Origin of the sequence: Magnetospirillum sulfuroxidans (genome assembly GCF_018224925.1) — a bacterium.
GTDB lineage: Bacteria > Pseudomonadota > Alphaproteobacteria > Rhodospirillales > Magnetospirillaceae > Magnetospirillum > Magnetospirillum sulfuroxidans.
This window is the reverse complement of sequence record NZ_JAGTUF010000020.1, coordinates 24,949-49,959: the sequence shown is the minus strand read 5'-3', so window position 1 is coordinate 49,959 and position 25,011 is coordinate 24,949. Positions and strand designations below refer to the sequence as shown.

The following is a 25,011-nucleotide window of genomic DNA, read 5'->3' as shown; positions in this document are numbered from 1 at the left end:
ACGCTTCCCCCTAGCCTTATCCGCCCCCGGCCGTTTATCTTCGCCGCGAAACGGAGACATCATGACCACCAATTCCCTGCTTGCCCCCCTGGAAGCCGCCGCCCGCGCCGCTGGCGCCGTTATCATGGAGGTCTATGCCCAGGACTTCGCCGTCCATTTCAAGGGCGAGAACGATCCGGTCACCGCCGCCGATTCGTTGGCCGAGGCGGTGATTCTGCCGGTCCTGCGTCAGTTGACCCCCCACATCCCCATCGTCGCCGAGGAAGAAGCCGCCGCCGGCCGGATCCCCACTGTCGGCCACACGTTCTGGCTGGTCGATCCGCTGGACGGCACCAAGGAATTCGTCAAAAAGAACGGCGAGTTCACCGTCAATATCGGCTTGATCGAGAACGGCATCCCCACCGTGGGGGTGGTCTATGCCCCGGCCCAGAACATCTTGTGGGCCGGCGCCAACGGTCAGGCCTGGCGCGAAGACGCCCATGGCCGCCATCCCATCCTCTGCCGCCCGGCTCCGGCCGAAGGGGCGGTGGTGCTTGATTCCCGCTCTCATCGCGCCGCCGAGCGGCTGGAAGCCTTCATCGCCACCTTGCCCGGCGGCAAGGTGGAAAACGCCGGATCGTCGCTGAAATTCTGCCGCATCGCCGAAGGCAGCGGTGATTATTACCCCCGCTTCGGCCCGACCTGCGAATGGGATACCGCCGCCGCCCATGCCGTGCTGCTGGCCGCCGGTGGCGAAGTGGTGACCTGGGATAATGTGGCGTTGGCATACGGCAAGCCGAAATTCCTCAACCCGGATTTTCTTGCCCGCGCCAAGACCTGACCAACCCGGATGGGTTAATACCCCCCGCCCCAAAGAAATAACCGCAGCCTTTATTGCATCGCAATAGATGTTGTTTTACTGATATTAGTCAATGTGCAGTATTATTGTACTGCCACCCGCTCTCGTTTGCATATCAGGGTGTCCTGATTAACGCGGCCCGTCAGCAGGCCGCGCGCAAACGGGAGGACACATCATGCCTTGCACCACCGCTCCGGCCCTGGCCGGGCGATTCTGGATCGCGCCCTTGACTCTGGCCTTGTTCGCCGGGGCGGCCAGCCCGGCTTTCGCCACCAACGGCTATTTCTCCAACGGTTATGGCGCCCCTTCCAAGGCCATGGCCGGGGCCGGCGTCGCCATGGGCGAAGGCCCCTTGGCCTCGGCCCAAAATCCCGCCTTGGGCACGGCAGTGGGCAATGTCGCCGGCCTGTGCTTCACCTCGTTCATGCCCCATCGCGACGTCACCAACGAAGGGACCGGCGGCCTGAAGAACGGCACCTATGACAGCAAGAACGAGTTTTTCGAAATCGTCTGCGGCGGCGCCAATTACATGGTCGATGATCGCACCTCGGTCGGCGTGCTGATGTTCGGCAATGGCGGCATGAACACCGAATACGACACCAACGTATTCGCCCCCGGCTTCGGCAGCGGCACCACGCCGTTGGGGGTTGATCTGGCCCAGGCGTTCTTTTCCTTTAATCTTGCCCATAAGTTCGACAACAACATCAGCCTCGGTATTGCTCCGGTGTTGGCGGTGCAACGCTTCAAGGCCTATGGCCTGGAAATGTTCGGCCCCATGTCCACCGATTCGGCCCATCTGACCGGCAACGGCTATGATTGGTCCTATGGTGGCGGTTTCAAGCTGGGCGCCACCTGGGACCCGCTGCCGTGGCTGTCCCTGGGGGTGGCCTATCAATCGCGCATGTGGATGAGCAAGTTCGACAAATATTCCGGCCTGTTCGCCGAACAAGGCGATTTCGACATCCCGTCCTTCATCAACGAAGGCATCGCCATCAAGCCGCATCGCGATTGGGCGGTGATGATCGAACACCAGCGCATTTTTTATGAAGACGTCGCCTCGCTCAGCAATTCCCATGTCCGCGGCTCCACCGCCCTGAACCTGGGCGGCAACGATGGCGGCGGTTTCGGCTGGAACAACATGGACATCTATCGCCTTGGCGTGCAATGGCAAGCCGATCCGGCCCTGACCCTGCGCACCGGCATCAGCCACGCGAACGAATTCACCAACGGCCAGGAAACCATGTTCAACATCCTCGCCCCGGCGACGCCGACCACCCATGTGGGTTTTGGCGGCACCTGGCATATCGACGAGCAATGGTCGCTGACCGGGTCCTATGCCCACGCCTTTTCAAACTCCATCAGCGGCGCCAACCCAGCCATGAACGCCAATCAGACCACCAAGCTGCGCATGGACCAGGACGAACTGGCCATCGGCTTTTCCTTTAAGTTCTGACCCTTTTCGCCACCGCCCGGTTTGTTCTATGGTGCGGGTATGAGCCAAACCTTGCCCCATACCCGCATCGAAGCGGCCACGCCTGCGTTCGTGGCCGAAGCCGGCGCCATGCTGCGCGCCGGCCAGCTGGTCGCCTTTCCGACCGAAACCGTCTATGGCCTGGGCGGCGACGCCACCAATGACCACGCCGTGGCGGCGATCTTCGCCGCCAAGGGCCGGCCCAGCTTCAACCCGCTGATCGTCCATGTGGCGAAGATCGCCGAGGCCGAGACGCTGGTTCGCATCGATGCCCGCGCCCGCGCCTTGATGGCCCAATTCTGGCCCGGCCCGCTGACATTGGTGCTGCCCCGCGCCGCCGGCTCGCCCATCTCGCTGCTGGCCAGCGCCGGCTTGGACACCATCGCCATTCGACTTCCCGCCCATGATGTCGCCCGCGCGGTGATCCGGGCGGCGGGCCGCCCCATCGCCGCCCCCAGCGCCAACCGCTCTGGCGCCGTCAGCCCGACCACCGCCGCCCATGTGGGGGAAAGTTTGGGCGGCCGCATCGGGCTGATCCTGGATGGCGGTCCGTGCCGGGTTGGGGTCGAATCCACCGTGCTTGATCTGTCCGGCCCCGCCCCCTGCCTGCTGCGTCCCGGCGGCATCACCGCCGAACAAATCGAGGCCGTTCTGGCGCAGAAGCTGAGCCGCCCGACCGCTCACAGCGCCGCGCCCAAAAGCCCCGGCATGCTGGAAAGCCACTATGCCCCCAGCTTGGCCGTGCGCTTGAACGCTGCGACGGCGGCAAACGGCGAAGCGCTGTTGGGCTTCGGCCCCATGGCCTGCACCCGCAACCTGTCGGAACAAGGCGACCTGGAAGAGGCCGCCGCCAATCTGTTCGCCGCCCTCCGCGCCTTGGACGATCCCGCTTTTACCGCCATCGCCGTGGCGCCGATCCCGGAAAACGGGCTAGGCTGCGCCATCAACGACCGCCTGCGCCGTGCCGCCGCCCCTCGGAGCTGACCCATGCCCTTGCTGGACCGTCTTGCCGATATCGTCGGCGCCGCCCATGTGCTGACCCAACCCGCCGATATAGAAGCCTATATGGTCGAGGAACGCGGGCTTTATCGCGGCCAGGCGCTGGCGGTGATCCGCCCGGCCGACACCGCGCAAACGGCGGCGGTGGTTGCCTTGTGCGCCGAGGCCAAGGTGGCGGTGGTGCCGCAAGGCGGCAATACCGGCCTGTGCGGCGGCGGCATCGCCGAGGCCGGCGCCGTGGTGATTTCCACCGAGCGGCTGAACCGCATCCGTGCCATCGATCCGATCAATTTTACCCTGATCGCCGAGGCCGGTTGCGTGCTGGCCACCCTGCAACAAGCCGCCGACGCCGTCGGCTGCCTGTTCCCGCTTTCCCTGGGAGCGGAAGGGTCGTGCCGCATCGGCGGCAATTTGTCCACCAATGCCGGCGGCGTCGCCGTCTTGCGCTATGGCAACGCCCGCGATCTGACCTTGGGTCTGGAAGTGGTGCTGGCCGATGGCCGCATCTGGAACGGCTTGCGCCTGTTGCGCAAGGACAACACCGGCTATGACCTCAAGCATCTGTTCATCGGCGCCGAAGGAACGCTGGGCATCATCACCGCCGCCAGCCTGAAGCTGTTCCCCAAACCCCAGGAAATGGCCACGGCGCTGATCGCCCTGCCCGATCCCACGGCCGGCCTGGCCATCTTGGCGGCGGCGCGGCGGGCTTCCGGCGATGCCGTCACCGCCTGCGAACTGGTCCCGCGCATCGGCCTGGAATTGGGATTGGCCCACGTCGCCGGCCTGCGTGATCCGTTCGAGCAGCCTTATCCCTGGTACCTGCTGTTGGAATTGTCGTCATCGCGCCCCGGCGGCTTGTCCGAGTCGCTGGAAAGCGTGCTGGCCGACGCCTTGGAGCATGGCCACGCCCTTGACGCGGTGCTGGCGCAATCGGGTGACCAGCGCAAGGCGCTGTGGCGCATCCGCGAAGGCGTGCCGGAAGCGCAAAAGAAAGAAGGCGGTTCGATCAAGCATGACGTTGCCGTGCCGGTCAGCCGGGTGCCGGAAATGATCGAACGCTGCACCCATGCGGTGGAAGCGGCCTTGCCCGGCGTGCGGGTGGTGGCCTTTGGCCATCTGGGCGACGGCAACACCCATTTCAATCTGACCCAGCCGATCGGCGCCGACAAAGCCACCTTCCTGGCCCGCTGGGAGGAGATGAACCGCATCGTCCACGACATCGTCGCCGAGATGAATGGTTCGGTATCGGCCGAGCACGGCATCGGCCGGCTGAAAATCGCGGAAATGGCCCGGTACAAGTCGGATGTGGAATTGGACCTGATGCAGCGCGTCAAGCGGGCGCTCGATCCCGCCGCCGTGATGAATCCGGGCAAGGTTTTGCCCTGAGCGTTACATACGCACACTTTGGCCCCAGCTACTCTTTTGCCCCATACCATCGCATATGATGCCCGCAAACGAACTAATGCGGCCGTTGCCGCTTGACCAAAGTCAAAATCATGGGAAATTAGGCATCCGAATACCGTTTTTTGCCTTCGCTGTTGGAGCGTCCGTCATGCTGAAACTCGTTGCCGCCACGTTATTGACCTCGGCCTTGGCCTGTTCCTCGGCTGCCTTCGCCCAGGAAAAGGGAGCGGCGGATGAAGCCTCCGCCTTGGTCAAGAAAGCCGTCGCCCACTTCAAGGCGGTCGGCAAGGACAAGGCCTGCGCCGATTTCGCCGACAGCCAAGGCGCCTTTCAAATGAAGGACCTGTATGTTTTTGTCCAAGGCACCGACAACGTCGTGTTGTGCCACGGCAAAAACGCCGCCTTCAATGGCAAGGATATGTCCAACCTGAAGGACACCGATGGCAAATTGTTCATTCAGGAAATGAGCAATGTGGCCAAATCCGCCGGCGCCGGCTGGATTGACTACAAGTGGGTCAACGCCACCACCAAGAAGATCGAGCCCAAAAGCACCTATGTGGAAAAGATCGACGGCCCCCTTTATGCCGGCGCCGGCATCTACAAACCATAAGATGAAGGGCTAGACGCCGGACCAGCCTGCCCATACCATCACCATAGCCTTAACGGGCAGGCGGCAACACGCACGCCGAACAAACAAAAATCATAAGGGGTAAAACATGTCCAAGACCGTTTTGCGTTCGCTGTCCGTAGCCCTGGCTCTGTGCCTAGCCACCCCCGCCGTCGCCGAGGAAATGGGGACCGCCGCCGAGGCCCAGGCGCTGGTGAAGAAAGCCCTGGCTCATTTCAAGACCGCCGGCAAGGACAAGGCCTGCGCCGATTTCGCCGCCGCGGGCGATTTTCAAAGCAAGGATCTTTACGTCTTCGTTCAGGAAATAGACGGAATCATGCTGTGCCACGGCAAGAACCCGGCTTTGAACGGCAAGAATCTTGCCGGCTTGAAGGATAGCGACGGCCGCGCTTTCGTCGCCCAGTTCATCGACACGGTCAAGAGCAAGGGCTCGGGCTGGGTCGATTACAAATGGGTCAACGCCAGCACCAAGAAAATCGAACCCAAATCCAGCTATGTGGAAAAGGGTGACGGCAACATTTTCATCGGTGCCGGCATCTACAAGCCCTGATCGCGGGACAGCCCGTTTAATCCTGACATAGAAAAGAAGAGGCTGCCCATGCTCGCCCAACGCCTGGCCGATACCCGGCTTGCGGTAAAGGTCTTGATCGCCCCCCTGCTGCTGGTCGGCTGCATGCTGATCCTGGCCGGGATTTTCCAGATCTCCATGACCAGGCAGGGCGCGGCTCTCGAAGACCTGCATCAGGCGGCGGCCGTCCATGGGCGCTTTGTCGCCCGTGTCAGCGCCACCAGCACCCGTATCCAGTCCAACGCCTATCGGCTGTTGGGCTGGAGTTCGGCCGGAGTGGAAGCGGTCAAAACCCAGGCCTTGGAAAAAAACATCCGTGCCGACGCCAAGGACCTGTTCGACGCCATCAGCAGCTTCGCCGCCGCCATCGACGATGCTGACGACAAGGCCTTGATCGACCCCATCGTTCCGGCCATGGCCGCCTTTCAGCGGGCTGTCGGCGACGTCGCCGACATGGCCGCGCTGGACCCGGTGACCGGGTTGATCATGATGACCTCCGCCGAAGTCGAATATGACAAGCTGCAAAGTCTGATCGCCGCCCTGGTCAAGGCCAACGACACCCAAACCGATCAATCTTATGCCGAAGCGCATAACGTCGCCGCCGCCGCCCGCTTCCAATATTTCGCCGTTTTCCTGGCGTGTCTGGTCATCGGCGGCGGCTTGGCGCTGGCCACCATCCGCCTGATCTCGCGGCCGGTGGTCGAAATCACCAAGGTGATGGACGGGCTGGCCGCTGGCGACATGGCCGTCGAGGTCCATTCGCAAGAACGCCAGGATGAAATCGGCGCCATGGCCCGCGCCGTGGCTATTTTCCAAGACGGCATGCGCCGTGCCGCCGCCTTGGAAAGCGAAAAGGCCGCCGCCGCCAAATCCAGCGCCGAACGGGCCGTTCGTCGGGAAACCCTGACCGAAAGCTTCGACCAATCCATGAAACACATGCTGGATGCGGTGATGACCACCGTCCAGCATGTCCACACCAGCTCTGACGGCCTGCAAGACAACGCCGCGCGCACCAGCCGCCAAGGCGCCGCCGTCGCCGAAGCGGCGTCCGGGGCCGCCGCCAATGTCGATACCGTCGCCGCGGCAGCGGAACAATTGGGGGCGTCGGTTCAGGAAATTTCGCGCCAAATCGCCGCGACCGTCGACATCACCAGCGAAGCCGTGCGCGGCGCGCAAGCGGCCAACGACACCATGGCCAGCCTGGATGAAAGCGCCAAGCGCATCGGCGAGGTGGTCACCCTGATCAACACCATCGCCAGCCAGACCAATCTGTTGGCGCTCAATGCGACGATTGAGGCAGCCCGCGCCGGCGATGCCGGCAAGGGCTTCGCCGTGGTCGCCAACGAAGTGAAATCACTGGCCAACCAGACCGCCAAGGCCACCGACGAAATCACCACCCAGATCGCTTCGGTGCAATCGGCCACCCACGACGCCGTCGCCCGCATCCGCGCGGTCAGCGAAACCATCGACAATGTCAGCGGCATCGTCTCCTCCATTGCCTCGGCGGTGGAACAGCAATCGGCCGCCACCCAGGAAATCGTCCGTTCGGTCCAGCAAGCGGCGGAAGGCAATGGCGCGGTCACCCGCAACATCGCCGATGTCTCGCGCGCCGCCGACGAAACCGGGACCATGGCCAAATCCATGTTCTCGGCCGCCAACGAATTGTTGGAGGAAGCGCAGAAACTGCGCGGCGAAGTTTCCACCTTCCTTGTCGATATGCGGGGCTGAAACGGATTTTCGTCCAGACCAGATTCCCTTTGGTCGGCGCGCCTTGGCTGTCTATAATCCGCCCGCCATGAAGGGAATTACGCGCTATTTTCTACGTCAGCTGGCGGTGGGGATGCTTTTCGTCTCCGTCGCGCTGACCTGTGTTTTGTGGCTGACGCAATCCCTGCGCCTGATCGAGATGATCGTTACCCAGGGCATCTCGGTCGGAACCTTCCTGCGTCTCACCGGCATGCTGATGCCCACTTTCCTGGTGGTGATCATTCCCATCGCCTTGTTTGCCGTGATCTTGTTCACCTATAACAAGCTCAACAGCGACCGCGAATTGGTGGTTCTGCGCGCTGCCGGCCTGTCCAATTGGACCCTGGCCAAGCCGGCGCTGATTTTGGCGGCGGCGGCCACATTGGTCGGGTACGCGCTGTCGCTGTGGATCATTCCGCTGACGGTGCAAAGCTTCCGCGAATTGCAATGGTCCATCCGCAACGACATTTCCAACGTGCTGTTGCAGGAAGGCACCTTCAACAAATTCGGCAATGGTTTGACCATCTATGTCCGCGCCCGCAACGCCGAAGGCGAATTGCTGGGCATCTTGGTGCATGACAAGCGGACGCCGTCCAAGCCGGTGACGCTGATGGCCGAACGCGGCGCCCTGGTCTTCACCGAAAACGGCCCCCGCATCTTGATGGTCAACGGCAATCGCCAGCAATTGCCGGAAGGCACCGGGCAATTGTCGGTGCTGAACTTTGATTCTTATACCGTCGATCTCAGCACCGCCAATGGCGGCGGCGGCGACCGCTTTCGCGACGCGAGAGAACGCTCGCTTGGCGAACTCATCAACGCCAGCGAAGAGGAAATGGGCTCCACCGATTTTCGCCGGGCCAAGGTCGAACTGCATCAACGCCTGACCTCGCCCGTCTACAGTCTGGGCTACGCCTTGATCGCCCTGGCCACCTTGCTCAGCGCCAGTTTCGACCGCCGCGGTCAGACCGTGACCATCCTGACCGCCATCGCCCTCATGGTCGGGGTCCAGGCCGCCGCCCTCGGCTTGGCCAATCTGGCTTCGGCCAAACCGATCTTTTTGCCGTTCTTGTACGTCCTCGCCATCCTGCCGCTGATTGCCGGCCCCTGGGTGCTGATCCATCCGCCACGTCACAATCCCTTGCGCCGCAAATTCGCGGCGCAAGCGGCCTAAGGGAAGCTTGCCACGATGCGGATATTGCGCCCCGCCCTCTTTGTCGCCTCTCTGGCCGCAGCCAGCCCCGCAACCGCCGCTTCGCCGGCGGACGTGGGATCGTGGGGTGACGCCTGGGGCGACGACGGCGCCGTCGTCCCAACGGCGACGCCGGCCCGGCCGCGCACCACGATCCCCTCGACCACCATGCCCGCCGCGGCCACCGTCGCCACAGCGCCGCTGCCCACAGGTCCGGCGCCGGCCGATGTCGGTGGCTGGGGCGACGCTTGGGGCAGTCAGCCCACCATAGCGCCATCGTCGGATACGCGTTCGGCCACTCGGCCGCAAATCCGTCCGGGGATCGCTCCTTCGTATTCCCCGCCCACCGCCATTCCGGTTGCGAATGGTCCGCGGCCTGGGGATATTTCCGGTTGGGGCAGCGCCTGGAACGAAGAGCGGGCCACCCCGACAACGGCCCCGCCATCGCCGCCGGGGGCAGCCCGCCCCCCTTCCCCGCCGTCGGTCCCGGTTGCGCCGGATGAGCGTCTGTCCGTCGCAACGCAAATCCCCAGCGGCCCGGATCAGGCGGAAGAGCCGGTTCAACTCAATGCCGACCAGATCCTGCACGACCGCGAATTAGGCATCGTCACCGCCAAGGGCCGGGTTGAAATCGTCCAGACCAACCACACCCTGGTTGCCGACACGGTCAGCTACAACCTGAAACAGGACATCATCTCCGCCTCGGGCAATGTCATCATCACCGAGGCCAAGGGCGAAGTGGTGTTTGCCGATTACTTCGAGTTGACCGGCGATTTCAAAGACGGCGTCGCCAAGGAAATCAAAGTGATCCTGGCCGATGCCTCCCGCCTGAGCGCCGCCAATGGCACCCGTACAGGCGGCAATCTCACGGATTTCAACAACGGCATCTATACCGCTTGCGAGCCTTGCCGCCGCCACCCGGATCGCCGCCCCTTGTGGGAGCTCAAGGCCGAACGAGTCACCCATAATCAGGCTGAGCAGGAAATCGAATATCGCGACGCCTGGCTGGAATTCGCCGGAATTCCCGTTTTTTATACCCCCTATATGGCTCATCCGGACCCAACCGTCCGACGCCGCACCGGCTTTTTGATCCCCAGCGCCGGCCAGTCCTCCAATTTGGGCACCAATATCGCCACCCCCTATTTCTGGGCCATCGCCGACAATCAGGACCTGACCTTCACGCCGCGTTTTCTGTTCCCCAGTTCCGGTGCCAGCAAGGTTCCCAACCTTGACAACAAAGGCCGCTCGATCCTTCAACGCGTCGTGTTGGCGGGCGAACATCGCTGGCAGGGAGCCGAGGGGGAGACCAGGACCAATGCCAGTCTGACCGCCGACAAATACAGCGCCGATTTGCGCGGCCATATTGACGCCAGCGGCCGCTTCGATCTCAGCAATGTCTGGCGTGCCGGCTATCAAGTACAGCGCTCCAGCGATGATACTTATACCGGTATTTATGGTTATTCGTTTCAGCGCAATCAGCCGTGGCTGACCTCGCGCCCCTATCTGGAAGGGTTTGGCCGTCGCAATTACGCCCTGGTCGAAGGTCTTGCCTATCAGGGATTGCGGGAACAAGACGACCCTGGCTCTTCCCCCCTGGTTTTGCCGCATGCCACCTTCAGCCATATCGGCATGCCATCGTCACGCGGCGGGTACTGGAGCGTCGATGCCGACACCTTGTCCTATGCCCGCAGTGAAGGCTTGGCCGCCAACCGCGTCTCCACTCAAGTCGCCTGGAACCGCCCATTTCTCGGCCGCATGGGCGACATGACCGATTTTACCGCTTCGTTGCGCGGTGACGCCTATCACGCCGACCATCTTGACGACAATCAGGGCTCGGCCAATAGCGGTCGCGTCATCCCCCAGGTGGCGTTGAACTGGCGCCAGCCCTTCTTCCGTTCCAGCGCCACCATGCCGCAAATTATCGAACCCTTGCTGATGATCGCGGCCAGTCCCAATGGCGGTAATCCGCGGAACATTCCCAACGAGGATTCGCAGAGCTTCGAACTCGATGAGATCAACGCCCTCAGTCCCAACCGCATGACCGGATTGGACCGGGTCGAGGGCGGTATTCGCGGCGGCTATGGATTGCGGTGGAGCGCCTATCCTCGCAGGGGCGGCTTCATCACCGGGCAACTGGCCCAGGGTTGGCGGGCCCGCAAGGACAGCACCTTTGCTCCTGGTCAAGGCTTCGACGATTATCTTTCCGATTATGTCGGCCGCCTCGACATTGCGCCCACGGGCAACGTTGCCTTGCTCAACCGTATTCGTCTGGATAAGGACTCTTTGGAGGTACGGCGGAACGAGAATACCTTGAGCCTCGGCTCGCCGCTCTTGCGCCTGAACACCACCTATCTCATGCTGGAGAAATCGGGCGATTCCGGCCAAACCTTCGACCGGCGCCATGCCTTGGTCAATTCCCTCAGCTCGAATATTTCGCGGTATTGGTCAGTTATGGCGCAAGTCAGCTCAGACCTGCTGGACGGAGGAGACATCCAGAGTTGGGGCGGAAAGGCCACTTACTCAGATGAATGCTTCGCTTTTGTAACTAATTTCAGAAGAACGACGACAAACGATAGAGACGATTACTCAGGGTATGAACTCACATTTAACATTGTATTTAAAACCCTTGGCGATGTTCCAATCAATGTTTTCTAAGCACAGCACACACCACCATTTTCGCCGTTCACGACAGGAAGGACATAGCATGTTTTTTCGTTTTGTCTTTCTCTGCTTGATGGCGGGCGCATTCAGCCTTTGCGCCTTGGGCCGCGCCCAGGCGCAAATGCTTGACCGAGTGGTCGCCGTGGTCAATGACGAAGCCATTTCCTTCCGTGATCTGGACGCCCGGATGCGCTTGGCTTTGGTCTCGTCCAACATCCCCGATTCCCAGGATTCCCGGAAGCGGATGCTGCCGCAGGTCTTGCGGAAAATGATCGACGAACGCCTGCAATTGCAAGAAGCCCAGCGTCTGGGCATTGTCCTCTCCAACTCCGACGTCGATGGCGCCATCGCCATGGTCGAGCAGCAAAGTCGAATGCCTCGGGGGGCCTTGCTCGCCAATCTCGGCCGTCAGGGCGTTGACCCGACTCGGGTGCGTGATCAAATTCGCGCTGATCTGACCTGGATGCGACTGGTGACGCGCGTCGTCGGTCCGCAAATCCGTATCGGCGACGAAGAAGTCAATGATCGTCTGCAAAGCATCAGCGAACGCCAAGGACTGCGCGAAGTCCGCGCCGCTGAAATCTTCCTGCCGGTGGAAAGCCACGAACAGGAAGACGAAACCCGTCAATTGGGCGAAAAGCTGCTTGAAGGGCTGCACCAAGGCACCCCCTTCGCATCGCTGGCACGCCAATTTTCGCGCTCGCCGACCTCCTCTAATGGCGGCCAGCTCGGCTGGGTGTCGCAAGGCATGGTCGATGAGGAAGTCGCGGCGGTCTTGGAAAACCTCGGCCATGGCCAGACATCCCCCCTGGTTCGCACCGCCACCGGTTATTATCTGCTGACCGTGCTGGAAACCCGGATCGTCGGGCAAAGCGTCAGTGCCGAGGACAGTACCGTCACCGTGTCGCGCCTGATCTTGCCGGTGCCCGCCGGCGCCCCGCCCAAGCAAGAATTGTTGGAACGCGCCTTTGGCCTGACCCGTAATGCCAAAAGCTGTGCCGAACTGGACGCCTTGGCCACCAAGGCCGGCGCCGCGATCCCGACCCGGCAGGGACCGATTCGCATCGGCGAATTGCCTCCTGAACTCAAGAACGTCGTTGCGGCCTTGCCGCCCAATCAAGCCGGTCCGCCTTTGGACACTCCCGAAGGCATCATCGTTCCCATGGTGTGCTCGCGCCAGGATGCCCTGGTGGCGACACCGCCAACCGCCGCACAAATCCGCCGTCAGATTGAGGATGAGCGTCGCGACATGTTGGCGCGCCGATACCTGCGCAACTTGCGCCGCGCCGCCTTTGTCGATGTCCGCATGTGATCGGCCCAGCATGACCAATCAGCCGCCCCTGGCCCTGACCATGGGCGAGCCGGCCGGAATCGGCGGCGAATTAAGCTTGAAGGCGTGGCGGCAACGCCAACGCCTGGATCGCCCTTTCCTGGTCCTTGACGACCCCGAGCGGCTGCGTGAACTGGCCGATGGATTGGGCTGGGACGTTCCCATCGCCAGCATCAGCGCGCCGGAACAGGCCGCGGCCGTGTTCGCCCAGGCCTTGCCGGTCCTCCCCCATCCCCTGACCCAGCCGGTGACGCCAGGCCGCCCCGACCCCGCCAACACCCAAACGGTGCTGGAGTCCATCGCCCGTGCCGTCCAGTTGGCGACACAAGGGCGGGTGGCGGCGCTGGTCACCAACCCCATCAACAAGGCGGTACTGTACCAGGGCGGCTTTGGTTTTCCCGGCCACACCGAATATCTGGCCCATCTCTTGGGGCAAGACGGCCAGGAAGTGATGATGCTGGCCTGCCCGCAATTGCGCGTGGTCCCGGTCACCATCCATCTGTCCCTGGCCCAAGCCATCGCCGGGCTGACCACCCAGGCCATCGTCCATGCCGGCCGCGTTACCGCCGCCGCGTTGCGACGCGATTTCGCCGTCGCCACCCCCCGTCTGGCCGTCGCCGGTCTCAACCCCCATGCCGGCGAGAACGGCGCCATGGGGCACGAAGACGCCGATATCGTTGCCCCCGCGATCGCCGAACTGCGCCGCCACGGCATCGACGCAATCGGCCCGCTGCCCGCCGATACCTTGTTCCATGCCCGCGCCCGCGCCACCTATGACGCGGCCTTGTGCATGTATCACGATCAGGCCCTGATCCCCATCAAGACCATCGATTTCGACGGCGGCGTCAATGTCACCTTGGGGCTGCCGATCATCCGCACCTCCCCCGATCATGGAACCGCTTTCGCCTTGGCCGGCACCGGCCAAGCCGTGGAAACCAGCCTGATGGCGGCGTTGAACATGGCCGCCGCCATGGCCACCAACCGGAGCCGACACCTTGGCTGAACTCCCCCCCTTGCGCGACGTCCTCGCCGCCCATGGATTGACCGCCCGCAAATCGCTGGGCCAGCACTTCCTGCTTGACCTTAACCTGACCGGCCGCATTGCCCGTGCCGCCGGCAATCTGAGTCTTGGCACCACCATCGAGATCGGCCCCGGACCGGGTGGCCTGACACGGGCCTTGCTCGAGGCCGGCGCCCAGCTCATCGCCATCGAGCGCGACGACCGCGCCATCGCCATCCAAGGCGAAATTGCCGCCGCCTATCCCGGCCGCCTGGAAATTATCGCCGGCGACGCCTTGCAGGTCGATGCGGCCAGTTTAGGCGAAGCCCCGCGCCGCATCGTCGCCAATCTGCCCTACAACATCTCGACCGTGCTGCTGCTGGCCTGGCTGCGCCGAATTCAGGCTTTTGAAAGCCTGACCCTGATGTTCCAAAAAGAAGTGGTGGACCGACTGGCCGCCGCCCCGCGCAGTCCCGATTACGGCCGATTGTCGGTGATCACCCAGTGGCTGTGCCATGTTCAACCGCTGTTCAATGTGGACAAGCGCGCCTTCACCCCACCGCCCAACGTCATGTCAACGGTGGTGCAATTGGTGCCACGGGCGCAGCCGCTGGCTCCGGCCCGGATGGAAACGCTGGAACGGGTCACCGCCGCCGCCTTTGGCCAGCGCCGTAAAATGTTGCGTTCAAGCTTGAAATCACTTGGGCCAGCCGAGGAAATCCTGGCCGCGTCCGGCATCGCGCCAACGGCGCGGGCCGAGGAATTATCGGTCGCCGAGTTCTGCGCCCTTGCCGAACTTTTGGATCGGCATGAACACCCATAGCCATGCTATGGTGTGCACATGAGCATCACAACCTCGGCACGCAGCCGGTGCATCCCGGCCGATATCGTCGGTATCCCGGCAGAGCAGCTGGCCGATACGCTGGAGCATGTGCTGGCCGCGGACGATGACGCGACGGCCCCCCCCGGCAGCCTGTATGGCATCGCCCAGACCCTGGAGGCCGGGTTGCCGCACACGCCCGCCGCTTCCGCCGCGGCTCCTGGCGACGACAGCGGCCACGAAGACATGCTACCGCAATTGCGCGTCGTCGATGCCGTCCTGGCCGGCGCCCGCGCCACGCAGGCGCAAGCCATCGTGCCGGCTTTCCCCGATTTCACCAGCGCCGAACAACGCCGCCGGCAGCGCCGCAAAAGCAACAGCCCACGGCCGGAAACGGCGACGACCCTGCCGTCGCCCTCGCCCCAGGCGGAAAACGACCGATTTTTGCTTGATGAAATGGGGCCTGCCAACACCAGCCCCCCCGGCGGCTGGACCGCCGAACCGTCCCCCCCCGCCGTCATGGCGGCCCCCTTGGCGGAAACCAACGCCAGCAACATGGCGCCGTTGCCGCTGGTCGACGAGGTTATCGACACTTTCATCCCCCCACCGCGCGCCCAAGCCGCGCAACCGGCGGAAACCTTATCCGAGCCCGAGCCTGAGCCAGAGGCGCCGACCACGCGGCACGTGAAAATCCATCGCAAGGCCGGCCGCAAATTGCGGGTCAAATCCCAGCAAGCGGCCCCCGCCATCCCAACGGCGGAGCCGCCACCACCGCCACAAACCGTGACTGACACGGCGGAACCGGAAAAGCCGGATCTCAAGGTCAAGGTCAAGACCAAACGCCGCCCGCCCTCACGTCCGGCGGCGGCGCCCGAGATGCCGACGCCAGAGCCGCCCATGGCGCCAGAGCATTTAACCGAGCCCGAGCCCGAGCCCACGCCAGAACCCGCCCCCCTGCCGGAACCCGAGCCTGAACCGGAAAACCTGCCCCTGGCCGACGCCCCCGTCACCGAGGAAGTCAGCCCAAAGGAAACCGACGCCGAAAAAACCGACGCCGGGGAAGCAGCAGCCTTGGCGGCACGGGTGGACCAGATCATCGCCGCCAATTGCCCCACCCTTGGCCAAACCAAGGGCGAAGCGCGCGGGAGCGCGGATCTGCCCGCCGATCGAACCGCTTTGGCCGCCCTGCTCGACGACGAGGGACCGCAATCCGATTTCGCCGCCCTTGATTTGCTTTATGCCTGTTGGGGCAAGGCAACGCATGAATGCGACAGCCGCGCCTTGCTGGCGGTGGCGCAACAACTCAGCCGGAATTTCGGCTTGCCCGGCAAATTGCCGATGGCCTCATCCAAGGCCTGGAAGATGCTGGATAGCACCGTCTTCGCGCCAGAGATCGCCCAGCGTCTGGCCGATGTCGGTCAATTCATCGCCGATTGGCAAAAAACCCAGCGCGTCTTCCTGATCTTGGAATTCAGCGAAATAGAGCTGATCGAACACCTGTTCGAGGCGCTGTCTCCCTGCGATTACCTCGATCTGTTGGCCGAAGTGATGAATTATAAGGTGCTGTCCAACCGCCGCATGGGCCTGCTGCGCCGCATCCCCGCCCGGCTGCGCCGACAGACGCAACCGCTGTTGCCCGCGCACAAGGAAGAAGCCTTGGTCGTTCTCGCCCACGGCAAGGCCTTGCTGCAACGCATCGCCGATCCGCGCGGCTTCGCCCCCATCGTCGAAGTGGCCGGCAAGATGCAGGAAGAGGTGGAAAAGCTGATGAAGCAAACCGCCAATACCGGCGCGCCGCAACTGGACGGCCCGCCGGGTGGCGGTCAAAGCCTTGGCCGCATCGGCTGACCCTTGATCCCCATGAGCTTCACTCACGGGGATGTGGTCTTATGCCATATCCCGCTGATCGGGGCCGATCAGCGGTGCCCTCAGGTGCCGGGCGCATCCCGCCGGATGCTTGGCTTACGCGGCATAAGCCGCGCGGCCCCTTGGGCCTAACCACATCCCCATGAGCTTCACTCACGGGGATGTGGTTTTACAGTCCCAGCACCCGGCCCGCATGAATGGCGCGGGCCATCACTTCCAACATCCCGACCACATCCTCGAAATCGGCCATGCGGTCGGTGTTGATGTTGATGTCGAACTGACTGGCGTCGGACAGGCGGGAATTAAACACCTCCCACACGAATTTGCCGCGCTTGTGGTTGATTTCCAGCACCTTTTCCAATTGATGCTCGAGACCGCCATATCCCTGACCGATCATGCGTCGGGCGCAAATTTCCGGCGTGCCGGTGATGCGCACCCGCAAGGCGCAAGCTTCATGCAAGATGACGTGGGCGCCGCGCCCGACCAGAACGCCGCCCATGCGGCCCAAGCTCATCACCACCTTGACCAGGGTGTCGCGATAGACGTCGGGACCGACGTCGTTCCCGGAAAACAGGCGATACAGCCACATATCCTTGGCCCGGCCAAAGCCTTCGTCGAGCATGCGGACAACGGCGGGATCGTCCTGCAAACGCATGGCGATTTCCTTGAGCACCTCTTCGTCGTAAAGCGGGATTTCCAGGCGTTGGGACAGGCGGTGGGCAATGACGTCGCCGCCGGAACCATAGTCGCGGGAAATGGTAATGACGGGTTTCTTCGGATGCCGAGTGGTCGGGTCGTCATGGGTGACGTTCGCCACTTCGGCCATGGCCGCGATAACCGATAGGATGTTGTGAGACATGGTCGCCTCCCTCACCGTTCCCGATCATCATACGCCCGATCGGCGGAGAGACAAAGCAGCGACGCCTCGCGACATGGCTGCACAGCTGTGAGAGCAACCCATCGGAGGCGTCTTCCCCCTCCCCCCCCGGGGTGGGCGATGGGCTATCCTACCCCAACCCACGCCCCCTCGGATCAGGCGTTAACCCGAGATCAACGCGGCAGTCGGTAAAAATCGGAAATGATGTTCCAGGCTTCCTCGGCGGTTTCGACGAAGGTCAGCAAATCCTTGTCGGTCGGACCGATCATGCCCTCCATGGCCATGGCGTCGAAATTGATCACGCGCTGCCAGTATTCGCGTCCGAACATGATGACCGGAATCGGCTCGATCTTGCCGGTCTGGATCAAGGTCAGCGCTTCGAACAATTCATCCATGGTGCCAAAGCCGCCGGGAAACACCACCAGAGCCTTGACCCGGATCATGAAATGCATCTTGCGGATGGCGAAATAATGAAAGCGAAAGCACAGATCGGGGGTGATGAAGGCGTTGGGAGCCTGTTCATGCGGCAAGACGATGTTCAAGCCGATGGATTTGCCGCCAATCTCGAAAGCGCCGCGATTGGCCGCCTCCATGATGCCGGGACCGCCGCCGGTCTTGACGACGAAATCACAAATATGTTCCCCGATACAGGTGCCGGTGACGATACCGGCCAGCCGCCGGGCTTCTTCGTAATAACGGCTGTTGGCGTGCATGCGCCGCGCCACGGTCAGCTCGTGCGCGACCGCTTTATCGCGCGGATGGCTGCGCGCCGCCGCTTCCGCCTCATCCAGCCGGGCCTGGGCCACCTCGGGGGCGGGAATGCGGGCCGAGCCGAACATGGCGATGGTCGAGCGGATGCCCTGTTCTTGTTGCAGCAATTCCGGCTTCAGCAATTCCAGTTGCAGGCGCACCGCCCGCATGTCGGAGCGCAACAGGAAATCGTCATCGGCAAAAGCCAGCCTATACGCAGGCGAGACGGTCTGCGCCGTCACCACCGCTTGCGCCGGCGCGGCGATGCATTCATCAAGAGCCGAAGGAAAGGGGGCGTCAGACACATCGTCATCCATGGAAAACTCGTTTCATCAAAAGAATACGCCTTCTATTGTCATGGGGCTTCGTTACCACCCGGTAAAGGGTCATGCCTGGAAATTGCCCCATTTATCCCGTATAGAACATTATCTTTCGCTTTGATTGCTGCGGATGCGAAATAATGACCACTCATGCTGCCGGTGATTTTGGTGATTTTTCCCTGACCATCGCGGTGTCCTCGCCGCCCTGGTACCAGAACTGCTATATCGTCCGCCACAAACCCAGCGGCGAAATCGTCATCGTCGATCCCGGCGGCGACGCGGCGCAGATCATTGACGCCGTCACCGCGCAAGCCGGCACGCCGGTGGCCATCTGGCTGACCCATGGCCACCCCGATCATCTGGGCGCCGCCCGCGCCGTCGAGCAGGCGCTGAAAGTGCCGACCATTGCCCATACCAAGGAAAAGCCGGTGATCGAACGGGCCAGCGACCTGAACAAGGCCTTCACCGGCCAGGGACAGGACGGCCCGACCAATCTGCACCTGTTCGACGACGAACCCGATTTCAGCTTGGGCGGCGTCGCGATCAAGACCATCTTCACCCCCGGCCACACCCCCGGCGGCGTCTGCTTTGATTTTGGCGATTTCGTGATCACCGGCGACACCTTGTTCCGCCAAGGCGTTGGCCGCACCGACCTGCCCGGCGGTTCCGAGGCGACGCTGTGGGAATCCATCGGTCGCCTGCTTGGCAAGGTCAAGGACGACGCCCGCCTTTATTCCGGCCACGGCCCCGACTGGGGCGCCGACGAGGCGCGGCGCTGGTGGAAGATGATGGCTTAATCGGCGAGCGCCCGAGGCAGTGTCAGGAATTTCCTGCCGCCCCATTTCGCTCCGCAACCCGCAACCGCCCGTATAGCGGTTCGGCGGACAACGCCCCCTCTTTTAACCGCAAGCCGTCATCCCCACTTCCCTTATAACCATAAAGGGGAACCGTGCCATGGATGTCTCTCCGCGCCGCGCTGGACGGCTGACCTTGTTGCTGCTCGCCCTCGTCGCCATCGGCCTTTACGCCGCCACCTTGCTGCGCTTCGGCGTCATGATGGGCCGGTAAGATGGAAGCCGCCGCCATTCTGCCCCACGTCACCGCCAGCCTGAACGGCGCGGCGCTGCTGGCGGCCTTGGCCGGCTTCGGCTTTATCCGCGCCGGCCGCCGCGACCTGCACCGTCGGGCCATGCTGACCGCCGTCGCCGCCAGCGCCTTGTTCCTGATTGCTTATATCGCCTATCACTTTTCCGCCCCGATCTTCGTCTTTCGCGGCAGCGGCGCCGTGCGGCCGCTGTATTACACCTTGCTGGTCAGCCATGTCGTGCTGGCGGTGGCGGTCACGCCGATGATCTTGCTGACCTTGGCCCGCGCCCTGGCCGGTCGCTTCGACGCCCACCGCCCCTTGGCCCGCTGGACCTGGCCGATCTGGATCTATGTCAGCGCCTCGGGCCTGATCGTCTATGGGATGCTTTACCACCTCTACACCTGAGCGGGGATCACGCCATGCGCATCAAGCACGCGACCGAACTGATGAAGCTGCGCATCGGCGTCACCATCGCCGCCACCGCCGCCGCCGGCTATGCCGCCATGGCCGACACCATCGATCCGCTGACCATGCTGGCCCTGGTGCTGACCATGATGATGGGATCAGGCGGATCGGCGGTGTTCAATCACCTGTACGACCGCGACATCGACGGCCTGATGAAACGGACTCGCAACCGCCCCATGGTCATCGGCGCCGTCCATCCCACCGACGCGCTGATGCTGTCCGCCGGCCTGACCATCGCCGCCATGTCGACAGCGGTGATGACGCTGAACTGGGTGGTGGCGCTGCACCTGTTCTTGGGAATTTTCGTCTATGCGGTGATCTATACGGTGTGGCTGAAGCGGCGGACGTGGTGGAACATCGTCTTCGGCGGCGCCGCCGGCAGTTTCGCCCTGCTGGCCGGGGCGGCGGTGGTGGCGCCGTCAACCTGGATGTTGCCGACTCTTTTGGCGATCACCTTGTTCTTGTGGACCCCCAGTCATTTCTGGTCCCTGGCCATTCTGCTGGCCGAGGATTACCGCGCCGCCGGCATTCCCATGCTGCCGGTGGTGGTCGGCGACCAGCGCACGGCGTGGTGGATCTTGGCCAATTCGATGGTGCTGGTGGGGGCGTCGCTGCTGCCCTGGGGGATGGGCTTGCTGGGGCCGATCTATGGCTGGGGGGCGGGCGGACTGGGGATCGTGCTGATCGGCTTGAACCTGAAACTGGTGGCCACTCCCAGCCGGCGCTGGGCCGGCTGGAACTTCGCCTGGTCGATTCCCTATCTGCTGGGATTGTTGACGGTCATCGCCTTGGACAGGCATTGGAGCTGATGCTCGATGCGGGCCAATAACGACGGCGCCGCCAGGGCCGGACCAGGGGCGCTGGCCTGAACCATCCGACGCCACGTGCCCTGGCGGGCCCAGCGGCGCAGACGAAGAGCGGCGTGGGTGTGATGGTGAAGGTCAGGCATTGTCGTTCTCCGTATTTCGCGCCGCAACAACGAGCGGCTTGAACGGATGGTGCACCTTATGCCATGCTCGCGAAAATGCTAAATATCGCCACAATGAATTGCATTTATGCATGAGTCCGCAGCGCGTCGACGATTGGGATGATTTACGCTTTTTCCTGGCCGCCGTGCGGGCTGGGTCGTTCATGCGTGCCGCCGACGACTTGCGGACCAACCAAACCACGGTGGGCCGCCGCATCGAGCGGCTGGAAACCAGCTTGGGGATCAAGCTGTTCGACCGAATCGGCCGCGCCATGCGGGTGACTCCGGCCGGCAAGCGATTGATGGCCATGGCCGAAGCGATGGAAGACGCCGCCGGCGCCATCGAGCGCGATCTGGCCGGCCATGACCGCGAATTGGCCGGCGAAGTGACCATCGCCGCCCCGGAAGGCTTGGCATCCTTCGTGCTGACCCGCTGGTTGGCCGATTTCCGCCTGCGCTATCCCCGCATCACCCTGCGCATCCGGGTCGGCAATCAAGTGGTGGATTTGCGCACCCGCGATGCCGACATGGCCCTGCAATTGGCCATTCCGCTCGACCCACGGGCCGTGGGCGTCAAGGTCGGCACCTTTCGTGTTCATCCTTTCGCCGCCCCCGATTACCTGGAGCGGGCCGGAACGCCCCGCCGTCTCGAGCACGTGTTCGAACACGACCTGCTTGACCACCTGGGCTACGGCGCCTTGCCCGGATTCGAGCAATGGCGACGGCTGGTGGCGGAACACCCGCATGTGGTGTTCGCCACCGATTCAGCCCGCACCTATCTGGAAGCGGCCCGCGCCGGCCTGGGCATCGCCTTTCTGCCGGCCTATTACGCCCGAGCCATTCCCGAATTGCGGGAATTAGACCTGGATCTATCAGTGGCCATGCCGTTGTGGTTGGTCTCGCACAGCGAAACCAACGGCGCCGCCCGTGTTCAGGCGGTCTTCCGCTATCTGCGCGAACGCTTCGCCGATCCGACCGAAGAACGTTTCCTCTAACCCCCCTCAAAACAAAGGCGGGGGAAAACACAATTGACCATCTTTGGTGAAAAAATGTAGCGTTAATGTGCATTTTACGTGTGGAGTGGCGATGTCTGGCTCAAGACCACCCTTCCGGATTCATCCGCCGCCGCCAACGGCCCCCAAGGTCGTTCAACGCCATGGCCAGGGTCATGCCATTCCCCCCACCCGTTGGGGCGCCGTGGCAGCCATCCAACCCAAGGCATGGATGCCGCCGGCTCGCTCCGCCGTTGTCCAGCGCATGGACGACAGCTACATCAACAATAAGCGCAAAAAACGCGATTTTGACCGCAGCCCCACCGGCTTTTACAGCAAGCACATTCGGTCAGACATCGATTACCTGTCCGAGGATGCGGTGGAAAAGGTTTTTGAAGTCTTCCGTAACCGGGCAATACGATCCAACACGTCCACAAACACAATCATATTGATGTCTTCATACAATGAATCTGTATTCCTGGAACAGGAACATAATTATCTAGGATATTCTTCATTCGGAGATACATTCGAATCGACGACACAATTTCCCGCCATCGATATCTCGACGACGGGGGATTACAGAATATTCAGCGCGGCCAAATTCAAATACGCTGCGACCTATTCCGATGATCTTGGGATTTACATCATCACCCACATGTCAGGTATCACCAGCGGGCAAGTCGTCAAGTCGGGCAAGTTTGGCAACAGCACTCACATCATATTTTAAGCAAGCCCCACCCCGGTCAAAACCAGCGCTTGCGCTTGAACCACACCATGACGACGACGGTAAAGGCGACCATGCCGGCCAAAATCCACCAAAAAGCCGCGTGATTTTCCAGTCCGGGAATACCGGCGACATTCATGCCGAACAAACCGGTGACCAGATTGAGCGGCAGCATCACCGCCGACAGAACGGACAGGATATAGAGGTTGCGGCCCGAGCGTTCCGCCGAACGCGCGGCGAATTCGTCGTGCAGCAGCCGTGATTGCTCGACGCAATCCTGCAAATCGCTCATCGACCGTTCAACCCGACTGAGCAGCGGATCGAAGCTCTCGCCTTCTTCGTCGCGGACCCAGGCCGGCAAGGTGTTTTGCAGGCGGGAAAACAATTGCCGCAACGGCATGGCCCGACGACGCAACTTGATCGCCTCGCGGCGGATGGCGCCCAGTTCGCCGGCGACACCGTCGGCGGCATCATCCAGCACGATGTCTTCCAAGGCGTCGAAACGACGGCGAACCCGACGACCAAAGCTTTCCAGATCGGCGATGGTTTCTTCCAACAGGTGAAAGAACAAGGCGGCGGCGGTGGGCGGCGCCTCGCCCACTTCCAGGCGAAAACGCAGACGGTCCGTGGCCGCCAACGGCCGCCACCGGCCGGTGATCAGGCGGTTTTGTTCAAGCCAGACATGGATTTCCGCCAACTCGCCGCCATCGGAATCGAAATCGCGCAAGCGATCCTCCAGCACGATCAGACAGCCATTGCCGAACACCTGCGCCCCCGGCTCTTCGTTGCGGTCCAGCATCATCGACGCCAATTGCGGCGGCAGGCCGGAATGACGCAACAACCATTGCCGTCCCGGTTCGGTGGCGAAATTGACGTGAATCCAGACGAAATCCGCCTCGATTGGCCCATCCAACAGCGGCCGATGGGCTTGCGCCTTGCCGTTCTTGACGGCGAAAGCATAGACCATCCCGGCTTCGCTCAAGGCGGCGGTGGACTGGGTGCTGGCGGCAATGGCCAAGTGGCGAACTCCCCGGTTCTCGTGAGCGCGCCCCTTGTATGGTTCAGCCTCGGCACACAATCAAGTTACGAATGCAGCCAGCGCAACCGCGCCGCCTCGGTCAGCTCGGCCTGCGTCGCCAAATCCTGAAAATAGCGCCGGACCGAGGCGGACGAGCCGTCAAGCCGTGGGATCGGTCCCGGCCGCACGCTCAGGTGATTTTGCGCCGTCAAGTGCCGCTCGGCCTCGGCCGAGGGAACCAAAAACACCACGTCACCGTTTTCCGCCATCCGCGCCAGCAATACGATGCGGCGCTCCGCCTGATAATCGGCCACGAACAGACTGGCGTTCAATCGTGCCAGCCGCACCACGCCACCCGCCCCAATCACATAGCCTCCCTGCTCGCCATCCCAGCGGATATCCACCTGGGTGCCGTCGTCACGGCCATAGACGCCGTCACGCCAGCCGGGAACCGCCATTCCGGTTTCGACCACCGGAGACGACACCTGATAACAGGCCGATAACAGCAGGGCGGCCATGACCACCCCTAAAAATGCACGCGGCATATTCATTCCCCGGATCAACGCAAAATCCCGGCCACCATAGCCGCCCCCCTGGCGCCCGACCTTGACAACGGACAAGCGTAGTACCGGGGTGTTACCCGCAACCGCCCTGGTAATACCATAATGCTCTCCACAACCATAATCACAGGGAGGGCCGCCCCATGGCCGCCAAGAAAATTCTGATGATCGTCGGCGATTATGCCGAGGATTACGAAACCATGGTTCCGTTTCAAATCTTGCTGGCGGTGGGCCACAGCGTCGATGCGGTCTGTCCCGGCAAGGAATCCGGCCAACAGGTGCGCACCGCCATCCACGATTTCGAGGGAGACCAGACCTACAGTGAAAAGCGCGGCCATAATTTCACCTTGAACGCCGATTTCACCGCGGCCAAGGCCGACGCTTACGATGCCTTGGTTATTCCCGGCGGCCGGGCACCGGAATATTTGCGCCTGAACACCGATGTGCTGAACCTGGTCCGCGCCTTTGACGCCGCCGCCAAGCCCATCGCCGCCATCTGCCACGGCGCCCAATTGCTGGCCGCCGCCGGTATCTTGACCGGCAAGCGGGTTTCAGCCTATCCGGCCTGCGCCCCCGAGGTCACCCTGGCCGGCGGCTTCTATGCCGACATCGCCATTGATGGCGCCGTCACCGACGGCCATTTGGTCACCGCTCCTGCCTGGCCCGCCCATCCGGCATGGATGGCCCAGTTCCTGGCGGTTTTGGGCACCAAAATCAGCCATGGCTGAGCT

Annotated in this window: 24 protein-coding genes; 19 read left to right on the top strand and 5 right to left on the bottom strand. The window is 62.7% G+C overall.

What is annotated here, in order from left to right:
• The first annotated feature begins 61 nt into the window (after window positions 1-61).
• The 13 genes from cysQ (at window position 62) to KEC16_RS16265 (ending at window position 16,502) form a co-directional block, all read left to right on the top strand.
• A complete protein-coding gene (cysQ, locus tag KEC16_RS16325; protein ID WP_211550881.1) occupies window positions 62-820 on the top strand; it encodes a 3'(2'),5'-bisphosphate nucleotidase CysQ in 759 nt (252 codons plus the stop codon).
• 193 nt (window positions 821-1,013) lie between these two features.
• Complete coding sequence (locus KEC16_RS16320) at window positions 1,014-2,291, top strand: OmpP1/FadL family transporter (protein WP_211550879.1); 1,278 nt, start codon at window positions 1,014-1,016, stop codon at window positions 2,289-2,291.
• 39 nt (window positions 2,292-2,330) lie between these two features.
• Window positions 2,331-3,293, top strand: coding sequence for an L-threonylcarbamoyladenylate synthase (locus tag KEC16_RS16315; protein ID WP_211550877.1), 963 nt, complete (start codon window positions 2,331-2,333; stop codon window positions 3,291-3,293).
• Window positions 3,294-3,296: 3 nt separating this feature from the next.
• Window positions 3,297-4,694, top strand: coding sequence for an FAD-binding oxidoreductase (locus KEC16_RS16310; protein WP_211550875.1), 1,398 nt, complete (start codon window positions 3,297-3,299; stop codon window positions 4,692-4,694).
• A 166-nt stretch (window positions 4,695-4,860) separates the two neighbouring features.
• A complete protein-coding gene (locus tag KEC16_RS16305) occupies window positions 4,861-5,322 on the top strand; it encodes a cache domain-containing protein (protein ID WP_211550873.1) in 462 nt (153 codons plus the stop codon).
• 106 nt (window positions 5,323-5,428) lie between these two features.
• A complete protein-coding gene (locus tag KEC16_RS16300) occupies window positions 5,429-5,890 on the top strand; it encodes a cache domain-containing protein (protein WP_211550871.1) in 462 nt (153 codons plus the stop codon).
• 48 nt (window positions 5,891-5,938) lie between these two features.
• Window positions 5,939-7,636 carry a methyl-accepting chemotaxis protein gene (locus tag KEC16_RS16295; RefSeq protein ID WP_211550869.1) on the top strand — a complete coding sequence of 566 codons (1,698 nt, stop codon included), beginning with the start codon at window positions 5,939-5,941 and terminating at the stop codon, window positions 7,634-7,636.
• A 67-nt stretch (window positions 7,637-7,703) separates the two neighbouring features.
• Window positions 7,704-8,825: an LPS export ABC transporter permease LptF gene (gene lptF, locus KEC16_RS16290; RefSeq protein ID WP_211550867.1), complete on the top strand. Its 1,122-nt coding sequence runs from the start codon at window positions 7,704-7,706 to the stop codon at window positions 8,823-8,825.
• A 15-nt stretch (window positions 8,826-8,840) separates the two neighbouring features.
• Window positions 8,841-11,498 (top strand): LPS-assembly protein LptD, encoded by a 2,658-nt coding sequence (locus tag KEC16_RS16285; protein ID WP_211550865.1) that lies wholly within the window; start codon window positions 8,841-8,843, stop codon window positions 11,496-11,498.
• Between the two features lie 49 nt (window positions 11,499-11,547).
• Window positions 11,548-12,816, top strand: coding sequence for a peptidylprolyl isomerase (locus KEC16_RS16280; protein ID WP_211550864.1), 1,269 nt, complete (start codon window positions 11,548-11,550; stop codon window positions 12,814-12,816).
• 10 nt (window positions 12,817-12,826) lie between these two features.
• Window positions 12,827-13,837, top strand: coding sequence for a 4-hydroxythreonine-4-phosphate dehydrogenase PdxA (pdxA, locus tag KEC16_RS16275; RefSeq protein ID WP_211550862.1), 1,011 nt, complete (start codon window positions 12,827-12,829; stop codon window positions 13,835-13,837).
• Window positions 13,830-14,657, top strand: coding sequence for a 16S rRNA (adenine(1518)-N(6)/adenine(1519)-N(6))-dimethyltransferase RsmA (gene rsmA / locus KEC16_RS16270; RefSeq protein WP_211550860.1), 828 nt, complete (start codon window positions 13,830-13,832; stop codon window positions 14,655-14,657). Before pdxA ends, rsmA begins: the two co-directional genes overlap by 8 nt.
• 18 nt (window positions 14,658-14,675) lie before the next feature.
• On the top strand, window positions 14,676-16,502 hold the full coding sequence (locus KEC16_RS16265; RefSeq protein ID WP_211550858.1) for a hypothetical protein: 1,827 nt from the start codon (window positions 14,676-14,678) through the stop codon (window positions 16,500-16,502).
• Window positions 16,503-16,689: 187 nt separating this feature from the next.
• On the opposite strand, the gene KEC16_RS16260 is transcribed toward KEC16_RS16265, so the two are convergent.
• Both KEC16_RS16260 and KEC16_RS16255 read right to left on the bottom strand, forming a co-directional pair.
• Window positions 16,690-17,379, bottom strand: coding sequence for a cytidylate kinase-like family protein (locus KEC16_RS16260; RefSeq protein ID WP_211550856.1), 690 nt, complete (start codon window positions 17,377-17,379; stop codon window positions 16,690-16,692).
• 191 nt (window positions 17,380-17,570) lie between these two features.
• Window positions 17,571-18,464 (bottom strand): LOG family protein, encoded by an 894-nt coding sequence (locus tag KEC16_RS16255; RefSeq protein WP_211550854.1) that lies wholly within the window; start codon window positions 18,462-18,464, stop codon window positions 17,571-17,573.
• A gap of 143 nt (window positions 18,465-18,607) precedes the next feature.
• On the opposite strand from KEC16_RS16255, the gene KEC16_RS16250 reads away from it, so the two are divergent.
• The 3 genes from KEC16_RS16250 to cyoE all read left to right on the top strand — a co-directional run bounded on the left by KEC16_RS16250 (window position 18,608) and on the right by cyoE (window position 20,828).
• A complete protein-coding gene (locus KEC16_RS16250; RefSeq protein WP_211550852.1) occupies window positions 18,608-19,264 on the top strand; it encodes an MBL fold metallo-hydrolase in 657 nt (218 codons plus the stop codon).
• Between the two features lie 272 nt (window positions 19,265-19,536).
• Window positions 19,537-19,959, top strand: a complete 423-nt coding sequence (locus KEC16_RS16245; RefSeq protein ID WP_211550850.1) for a DUF420 domain-containing protein — start codon at window positions 19,537-19,539, stop codon at window positions 19,957-19,959.
• 14 nt (window positions 19,960-19,973) lie between these two features.
• Window positions 19,974-20,828 (top strand): heme o synthase, encoded by an 855-nt coding sequence (gene cyoE / locus KEC16_RS16240; RefSeq protein ID WP_211550848.1) that lies wholly within the window; start codon window positions 19,974-19,976, stop codon window positions 20,826-20,828.
• Here cyoE and KEC16_RS16235 read toward each other — a convergent pair.
• Window positions 20,777-20,968, bottom strand: a complete 192-nt coding sequence (locus tag KEC16_RS16235) for a hypothetical protein (RefSeq protein ID WP_211550846.1) — start codon at window positions 20,966-20,968, stop codon at window positions 20,777-20,779. The genes cyoE and KEC16_RS16235 overlap by 52 nt on opposite strands.
• A gap of 110 nt (window positions 20,969-21,078) precedes the next feature.
• On the opposite strand from KEC16_RS16235, the gene KEC16_RS16230 reads away from it, so the two are divergent.
• On the top strand, window positions 21,079-21,981 hold the full coding sequence (locus KEC16_RS16230; protein WP_211550845.1) for a LysR family transcriptional regulator: 903 nt from the start codon (window positions 21,079-21,081) through the stop codon (window positions 21,979-21,981).
• Between the two features lie 91 nt (window positions 21,982-22,072).
• Entirely contained in the window at window positions 22,073-22,705 is a 633-nt protein-coding gene (locus KEC16_RS16225) for a hypothetical protein (protein ID WP_211550843.1), read from the top strand.
• A 16-nt stretch (window positions 22,706-22,721) separates the two neighbouring features.
• Here KEC16_RS16225 and KEC16_RS16220 read toward each other — a convergent pair whose 3' ends face one another.
• Both KEC16_RS16220 and KEC16_RS16215 read right to left on the bottom strand, forming a co-directional pair.
• The gene (locus KEC16_RS16220; protein ID WP_211550841.1) at window positions 22,722-23,720 is read right to left on the bottom strand and encodes a magnesium transporter CorA family protein; all 999 of its coding nucleotides are present in this window, start codon (window positions 23,718-23,720) and stop codon (window positions 22,722-22,724) included.
• Between the two features lie 65 nt (window positions 23,721-23,785).
• Window positions 23,786-24,265, bottom strand: coding sequence for a hypothetical protein (locus KEC16_RS16215; RefSeq protein ID WP_211550839.1), 480 nt, complete (start codon window positions 24,263-24,265; stop codon window positions 23,786-23,788).
• 158 nt (window positions 24,266-24,423) lie between these two features.
• Here KEC16_RS16215 and KEC16_RS16210 point away from each other — a divergent pair, with 158 nt between their 5' ends.
• The gene (locus tag KEC16_RS16210) at window positions 24,424-25,008 is read left to right on the top strand and encodes a DJ-1/PfpI family protein (protein WP_211550837.1); all 585 of its coding nucleotides are present in this window, start codon (window positions 24,424-24,426) and stop codon (window positions 25,006-25,008) included.
• Window positions 25,009-25,011 lie beyond the last annotated feature (3 nt).

What these genes read in the sequence shown, in the direction of transcription:
- KEC16_RS16215 (WP_211550839.1), bottom strand. Translation starts at nt 24,265, where the DNA reads ATGCCGCGTGCATTTTTAGGGGTGGTCATGGCCGCCCTGCTGTTATCG.
- KEC16_RS16235 (WP_211550846.1), bottom strand. Translation starts at nt 20,968, where the DNA reads ATGCCTGACCTTCACCATCACACCCACGCCGCTCTTCGTCTGCGCCGC.
- KEC16_RS16300 (WP_211550871.1), top strand. Translation starts at nt 5,429, where the DNA reads ATGTCCAAGACCGTTTTGCGTTCGCTGTCCGTAGCCCTGGCTCTGTGC.
- cysQ (WP_211550881.1), top strand. Translation starts at nt 62, where the DNA reads ATGACCACCAATTCCCTGCTTGCCCCCCTGGAAGCCGCCGCCCGCGCC.
- lptF (WP_211550867.1), top strand. Translation starts at nt 7,704, where the DNA reads ATGAAGGGAATTACGCGCTATTTTCTACGTCAGCTGGCGGTGGGGATG.
- pdxA (WP_211550862.1), top strand. Translation starts at nt 12,827, where the DNA reads ATGACCAATCAGCCGCCCCTGGCCCTGACCATGGGCGAGCCGGCCGGA.
- KEC16_RS16265 (WP_211550858.1), top strand. Translation starts at nt 14,676, where the DNA reads ATGAGCATCACAACCTCGGCACGCAGCCGGTGCATCCCGGCCGATATC.
- KEC16_RS16245 (WP_211550850.1), top strand. Translation starts at nt 19,537, where the DNA reads ATGGAAGCCGCCGCCATTCTGCCCCACGTCACCGCCAGCCTGAACGGC.
- KEC16_RS16230 (WP_211550845.1), top strand. Translation starts at nt 21,079, where the DNA reads ATGAGTCCGCAGCGCGTCGACGATTGGGATGATTTACGCTTTTTCCTG.
- cyoE (WP_211550848.1), top strand. Translation starts at nt 19,974, where the DNA reads ATGCGCATCAAGCACGCGACCGAACTGATGAAGCTGCGCATCGGCGTC.
- KEC16_RS16285 (WP_211550865.1), top strand. Translation starts at nt 8,841, where the DNA reads ATGCGGATATTGCGCCCCGCCCTCTTTGTCGCCTCTCTGGCCGCAGCC.
- KEC16_RS16255 (WP_211550854.1), bottom strand. Translation starts at nt 18,464, where the DNA reads ATGGATGACGATGTGTCTGACGCCCCCTTTCCTTCGGCTCTTGATGAA.
- KEC16_RS16250 (WP_211550852.1), top strand. Translation starts at nt 18,608, where the DNA reads ATGACCACTCATGCTGCCGGTGATTTTGGTGATTTTTCCCTGACCATC.
- KEC16_RS16315 (WP_211550877.1), top strand. Translation starts at nt 2,331, where the DNA reads ATGAGCCAAACCTTGCCCCATACCCGCATCGAAGCGGCCACGCCTGCG.
- KEC16_RS16225 (WP_211550843.1), top strand. Translation starts at nt 22,073, where the DNA reads ATGTCTGGCTCAAGACCACCCTTCCGGATTCATCCGCCGCCGCCAACG.
- KEC16_RS16295 (WP_211550869.1), top strand. Translation starts at nt 5,939, where the DNA reads ATGCTCGCCCAACGCCTGGCCGATACCCGGCTTGCGGTAAAGGTCTTG.
- KEC16_RS16310 (WP_211550875.1), top strand. Translation starts at nt 3,297, where the DNA reads ATGCCCTTGCTGGACCGTCTTGCCGATATCGTCGGCGCCGCCCATGTG.
- KEC16_RS16210 (WP_211550837.1), top strand. Translation starts at nt 24,424, where the DNA reads ATGGCCGCCAAGAAAATTCTGATGATCGTCGGCGATTATGCCGAGGAT.
- KEC16_RS16305 (WP_211550873.1), top strand. Translation starts at nt 4,861, where the DNA reads ATGCTGAAACTCGTTGCCGCCACGTTATTGACCTCGGCCTTGGCCTGT.
- KEC16_RS16320 (WP_211550879.1), top strand. Translation starts at nt 1,014, where the DNA reads ATGCCTTGCACCACCGCTCCGGCCCTGGCCGGGCGATTCTGGATCGCG.
- KEC16_RS16280 (WP_211550864.1), top strand. Translation starts at nt 11,548, where the DNA reads ATGTTTTTTCGTTTTGTCTTTCTCTGCTTGATGGCGGGCGCATTCAGC.
- KEC16_RS16260 (WP_211550856.1), bottom strand. Translation starts at nt 17,379, where the DNA reads ATGTCTCACAACATCCTATCGGTTATCGCGGCCATGGCCGAAGTGGCG.